This is a genomic window from Shuttleworthella sp., from assembly GCF_057251025.1.
The window spans coordinates 1-5,934 of record NZ_DBHIDN010000014.1; the positions used below are offsets into that span (position 1 = coordinate 1).

The window sequence follows — 5,934 nt, forward strand, 5'->3', positions numbered from 1 at the left end:
GTATCACCCAAGAGTTTTTTTGCACCGTTCAATCGCTAAATCCCACTGTTTTCAACGGTTTTGTGACAGTAACATATTTGCTTCTGTTATTCAAACTCAATCGTCCCGGGCGGCTTGGACGTGATGTCATAGAAGACCCGGTTGACATGGCTGACCTCATTGATGATCCGGCTTGTCACCCTCTTCAAGACTTCATAGGGGATTTCCACCGCGTCTGCCGTCATGAAGTCTACCGTATTGACAGCCCGAAGGGCGACGGCATAATCGTAAGTCCGCTCATCACCCATAACACCGACGGACCGCATGTTGGTCAGGGCGGCGAAGTACTGTCCCGCGGTCTTGTCGAGGCCGGCCCTCTCCATCTCCTCCCGGAAGATAGCGTCTGCCTCCTGGACAATCCGGACCTTCTCCTCTGTGATGGCCCCGATGATCCGAATGCCAAGGCCGGGACCGGGGAAGGGCTGGCGCATGACTAATTCCCTGGGGATGCCCAGGTGCAGACCAACCTTGCGGACTTCATCCTTGAAGAGGTCGCGGAGAGGCTCCACGATCTCCTTGAAATCAACATATTCCGGCAGCCCCCCCACATTGTGGTGGGACTTGATCGTTGCGGACTCGCCGCCCAGACCGGACTCCACGACATCGGGATAGATGGTCCCCTGGACCAGATAGTCGACCCGTCCGATCTTCTTGGCCTCCGCCTCGAAGACACGGATGAACTCCTCCCCGATCATCTTGCGCTTTTTCTCCGGCTCCTCGACCCCGGCCAGCTTCTCATAGAAGCGGTCTTTTGCATTGACCCGGACGAAGTTGAGTTCATAGGGACCGTCCGGGCCGAAGACGGCCTCCACCTGGTCTCCCTCATCCTTGCGCAGGAGCCCATGATCGACGAAGACACAGGTCAGCTGCTTCCCGATCGCCTTCGATAGGAGGACCGCAGCGACGGAGGAGTCCACGCCACCGGAGAGCCCGCAGAGAACCTTGCCGTCCCCGATCTTATGCCGCAGGGCCTCAATCGTCCGGTCTGCGAAATCATCCATCCGCCAGTCGCCCGAGCACCCGCAGATCTTCAGGACGAAATTGGCCAGCATCTGCTGTCCGTACTCCGAGTGGAGGACTTCCGGGTGGTACTGGAATCCATAGAGATTCCGGTCCTCCTCGGCAAATGCCGCGTTGGGGCAGTTATCCGTATGCGCGATGACCGAGAAGCCGGGGGCCAGTCTTGTGACATAGTCGTTGTGGCTCATCCAGACAACGGACTCCGCGGGGACATCAGAGAAAAGAGGGCTCTCGGGCCGGTCCACTTTCATATGGGTCTTCCCGAATTCTTTCTCATTGGCCCGCTCGACCTTGCCCCCTAAGACCTGCATCATAAGCTGGGCTCCATAGCAAAGACCCAGAACCGGAATCCCCAGCGCGAAGAGCTCTCCGGGAGCCCCGGCAGCTCCCTCCTCGTAGACGCTGTTGGGACCGCCGGTCAGGATGATTCCCTTGGGCTGCATTGCCTTAATCTGCTCGATCGGAGTCTTATAGGAGTAGATCTCGCAATATACCTTGTTCTCCCGAACACGGCGGGCCACCAGCTGGTTGTACTGGCCGCCGTAATCAATCACAATGACACGCTCCGGCATCTTGGTTTCCTCGTCTTTCTTAGTGATTTCAATCGAATTAAGCTTGACCCCTCAGCTTCTGTTCTCCATCCGGCGATAGGAATTGTAAAGCCCGATGGCATTCTTCCATAGTCTCGGATAGAACAAAAGGAGCATAGGCCAGATTTCCAGTCGCCCGGCCAGCATATCAAACATCAGAATATACTTGCTCACCGGGTGCATCCAGCTGAAATTGGCCGTAGGGCCGACCAGGGACAGGCCGGGACCGATATTGTTGAAGGTGGCAGCGACCGATGTGAAGGCCGTGACTAAGTCCGTATTTTCAATGGCGCAGATCCCGACCAGAGAAGCCAGGAAGATCACGATATAGACAGCCAGGTAGATGTTGACGGACCGCATGGTGTCGTGCTCGACCGGGTGCCTGTCCATGTAGACCTTCTCCACATTTTTAGGATGCAGATACAGGTGCATCTCCTTCTTGATGGACTTGAAGAGGATCCAGATCCGGGAGACCTTCATCCCGCCGCCCGTCGAGCCGGCGCAGGCCCCCATGAACATGAGCAGGACCAGGATCAGCTGGGAGAGCTTGGGCCAGAGATCGAAGTCTGCTGTGGAGAATCCTGTTGTCGTGACGATGGATCCCACCTGGAAGGCGGACTTGGTGAGGGCATCGAAAAAGCCCCCCGTCATGGGCAGGATGTTAATCGTGATGACAACTATCGCCAGGAGAATTATCCCCAGATAGACGTGCACCTCCTCCATGGCCAGGGCCTTCCTGGCCTTCCTGTCCGCCAGGAAATAGTAGAAGTTGAAGTTGATCCCGAAGAGGATCATGAAGATGGTAATGATCCACTGGGACACGACATTATAGCTTGCGACCGAGGAGTTCAGAATCCCGAAGCCTCCGGTTCCCGCCGTACCCAGGGCCAGGCAGATCGCGTCAAAGACCGGCATGCGGGAGAGGATCAGGAGAATGATCTGCGACAGGGTCAAGACCGCATAGATGATGTAAAGCATTCCCGCGGACTGGCGCATCTTCGGCAGGGTCTTGTCGACTTCCGGGCCTGGGCTCTCTGCCCGCATCAGGTTGATGGGAGAACCGCCGACCATGGGGATGATCGCAAGCATAAATACCAGGATCCCCATACCGCCCACCCAGTGGGTGAAGCTCCGCCAGAAGAGGGATGTATGGGACAGGGCCTCCACATCGCTTAGGATAGAGGACCCCGTTGTGGTGAATCCGGAGATGGTCTCGAAGAGGGCATCGGTGTAGGCCGGGATCTCCCCCGTGATGACAAAGGGGATCGCGCCAACCGCTGAGAGCAGAAGCCAACTCAAGGCCGTTGTGATACAGCCCTCTTTCAGATAGAAGGTATTGTTCTCGGGCCTCTTCCTCCCCAGAAAAGTACCGATCAGGATGCACAGGATTCCCAGGACAACATAGACGACTCCCTGCTGCTCCCGATAGATCATGGCGACCAGGCCCGGCAGGAAGAGAAGAATCCCCTCAATCCGGGCGATGTGGCTTAAGACATAGCGAATCATTGAACCGTTCATCTCACCGCCCCCTTACGCCAGAATGTCGCAGATTTCCGTATAACCGACATTGGTCGTAATAATCATAACCGTATCACCCACATGGATCATATCGTCGCCGGAGGGGAAGATCAGGTGCCCCCTGTGATTGATGAAGCAGACCAGGGTATTGGGCTGCAACTGAAGATCACGCAGGGGGATATTGGTGATCCGCTTGTCCTCGTCCACCCGGAATTCCAGAGCCTCCACCCGGTTGTCGAAGAGATGGTAGAGGGTCTCAATATTCGACGTTCCGGAGGCCCTCTTTGCCCTGACATAGGCAATGATGGCGTCAGACGTCAGATAGCGGGGGCTTAAGACAGATCCCAGATCCAGATCTTCCACCACCGCATCGAAGGTGGTCCGGTTGATCTTGGTGACAAGCTTGGCCTTGGACTCCTTCTTGGCGTGGAGGGCCAGCATGATATTCTCCTCGTCCATGCCGGTCAGGGGGACAAATGCCTCCGTCCCCCGCAGCTGCTCCTCTAGCAGGAGGTCTTCATCCGTACCGTCACCGTGAATGATGACCGCTTCGGGCAGAAGTTCTGTCAGCTCATTGCACCGGTCCAGGTCCCTCTCGATGATCTTGACCTCGATCCCCATATTCAGAAGCTGGCTTGTCAGATAGTAGGCCGCTCTTCCTCCCCCCACAATCATGCAGTTTCGGATGGGCTTATTCTCGACTCCCACGCTCTTCATGAAACTCCTGGCGCTCTTGGGAGAAGCCACGAATGTCAGCGTATCTCCCGCCGACATGACCGTATCCCCCTTGGGGATCATCACGTCGCCCTGACGCTCGACTGCGCCCAGGACCACATTGCCCAAGTGGTTCTTGCCGAAATCAGCCAGAGACTGGCCGTCCAGGGCAGACCCCTCGGGAATGCGCAGCTTGATCAGTTCCGCCTGCCCGCGGGCGAAGGAATTGACCTCCAGGGCGCTGGGCAGATAGAGGATCCGAGACGCCTCCCGGGCCAGCTCCAGGTCCGGATTGATCACCATGGCAAGTCCCAGGCGTTCACGCAGGAAGCCGATCTCCGCGGAGTACTCGGGCGAGCGGACGCGGGCAATCGAGGCGACATCGGACGACCGCTTGGCAATCGTACAGCAGAGGAGGTTGAGTTCATCCGACCTGGTCACCGCGATGAAGAGGTCCGCCTCCTTGATCCCGGCATCCTCCAGCTTGGCGAATGTGGCTCCGTTGCCAACAATACCCATGATATCCAGGCGGTTGGTCAGGTCCTGTACCTTATTGCGGTTGGAATCAATGACCGTAATATCATTGCCCTCCTTGGAGAGCTGCTCCGCCAGGGTGGATCCCACCTTGCCTGCGCCAACAATGATAATCTTTAAAGCCGCTGCCTTGACAGCGATTTCTTGCATCTGATTACGAAACATGGACCTGTCTACTCCTGCCCGCGCTCTTTTGTGAGCGCCTCTTCAATTTGTCCGACCGCGCGACTGACCGTGGCCTCAAGGTCAAGATTGTCCTCATCGATTATAAGATCCGCGTATTTCTCATAGAGACGACTTCTCTCCTCGTAGAGGTCCCGAAGGGTCTGTCCCGGCCGATGCACGACGCCCCTGGCTTCCAGGCTTCCCAGGCGGTCTGTAAGGGCCGCGTAGGACAGCCGCAGGTAGACAATCAAGCCCGTCTCACCCAGGTGAGCCATGGCCCTGCTGCCATAGACTGCGGATCCCCCGGTGGCAATGACCGCGTTCTCGACCTCGAGCGAGGCGTTGATCCGGTCCTCGATGGCCTTAAATCCATCGATCCCCTCCCGGGCGATGATCTCTCTTAGGAGCATTCCGGTCCTCTCCTGGATGACCAGGTCCGAGTCGACGAAACGCCTTTTCAGCAACTTAGCCAGGACAACGCCGACGGTGCTCTTTCCACAGCCCGGCATCCCGATCAGGACGATATTTGTCTTGGCCATTACTTGGTTCCGAAGATACGGTCACCCGCATCGCCAAGACCGGGACAGATATAGGCGTCCTCATTGAGTTCCCGATCCACGCAGCCCACATAGATCTGCACATCGGGGTGCGCCTCATGCAGGCGCTTGATTCCCTCCGGCGCTGCCAGGATGCACATGAACTTGATCTTCTTGCCGCCGTGCTGCTTGATGAAGTCAACCGCCTCGACACCGGAACCGCCGGTTGCCAGCATGGGGTCAACGACCAAAATGGTTCTCTGCTCAATCGGGGCGGGCAGCTTGCAGTAGTACTCGTGAGGCTCATGGGTCTCAGGGTCACGGTAGAGGCCGATATGTCCCACTTTGGCCGTGGGAACCAGGGTCAGGACTCCGTCCACCATCCCCAGACCTGCGCGGAGGATGGGAACAATTGCCATCTTCTTGCCTGAGATGTAGGGAACCATGGCCTTCTCAAGAGGCGTCTCGACCTCCCTGTCCTCCATGGGCAGATCGCGCAGGGCCTCAAAGGCCTCTAACATAGCAATCTCACCGACCAGAGTCCGAAACTCATTGGTCCCGGTATGGATATCACGAAGCATAGAAATCTTATGCTTGATGAGCGGGTGGTCCATGATGATTACATTATCCATTTCTACCATATTGTAAGCCTCCAACTTGCTTGACACACGCTGCCACAATTTTAAGTTTTAGTCTCCTATAAGTCAATCTGTCCCGGCTCGCCCGCTCCGACTGCTCCGCTCCGACTTCTCCGCTCCGACTTCTCCGCTCCGACTGCTCCGCTCCGACTGCTCCGCTCCGACTGCTCCGCTCCGACT

Annotated in this window: 5 protein-coding genes; all 5 read right to left on the minus strand. The window is 57.0% G+C overall.

The genetic code is table 11. The annotated features are described in order from the left end of the window. Positions 1 to 86 precede the first annotated feature (86 nt). The 5 genes from guaA to upp are packed head-to-tail and all read right to left on the minus strand — an operon-like array spanning position 87 to position 5,748. Positions 87 to 1,631 carry a glutamine-hydrolyzing GMP synthase gene (gene guaA, locus ACO5R6_RS04865; RefSeq protein ID WP_485626064.1) on the minus strand — a complete coding sequence of 515 codons (1,545 nt, stop codon included), beginning with the start codon at positions 1,629 to 1,631 and terminating at the stop codon, positions 87 to 89. Between the two features lie 51 nt (positions 1,632 to 1,682). After that, entirely contained in the window at positions 1,683 to 3,167 is a 1,485-nt protein-coding gene (locus tag ACO5R6_RS04870; RefSeq protein WP_485626065.1) for a TrkH family potassium uptake protein, read from the minus strand. 12 nt (positions 3,168 to 3,179) lie between these two features. Then, positions 3,180 to 4,580: a Trk system potassium transporter TrkA gene (trkA, locus tag ACO5R6_RS04875; RefSeq protein WP_485626066.1), complete on the minus strand. Its 1,401-nt coding sequence runs from the start codon at positions 4,578 to 4,580 to the stop codon at positions 3,180 to 3,182. A gap of 8 nt (positions 4,581 to 4,588) precedes the next feature. After that, a complete protein-coding gene (locus ACO5R6_RS04880; RefSeq protein WP_485626067.1) occupies positions 4,589 to 5,119 on the minus strand; it encodes a shikimate kinase in 531 nt (176 codons plus the stop codon). Then, positions 5,119 to 5,748 carry a uracil phosphoribosyltransferase gene (gene upp, locus ACO5R6_RS04885; RefSeq protein ID WP_485626105.1) on the minus strand — a complete coding sequence of 210 codons (630 nt, stop codon included), beginning with the start codon at positions 5,746 to 5,748 and terminating at the stop codon, positions 5,119 to 5,121. The genes ACO5R6_RS04880 and upp overlap by 1 nt, the downstream gene beginning before the upstream one ends. Between the last annotated feature and the right edge of the window lie 186 nt (positions 5,749 to 5,934).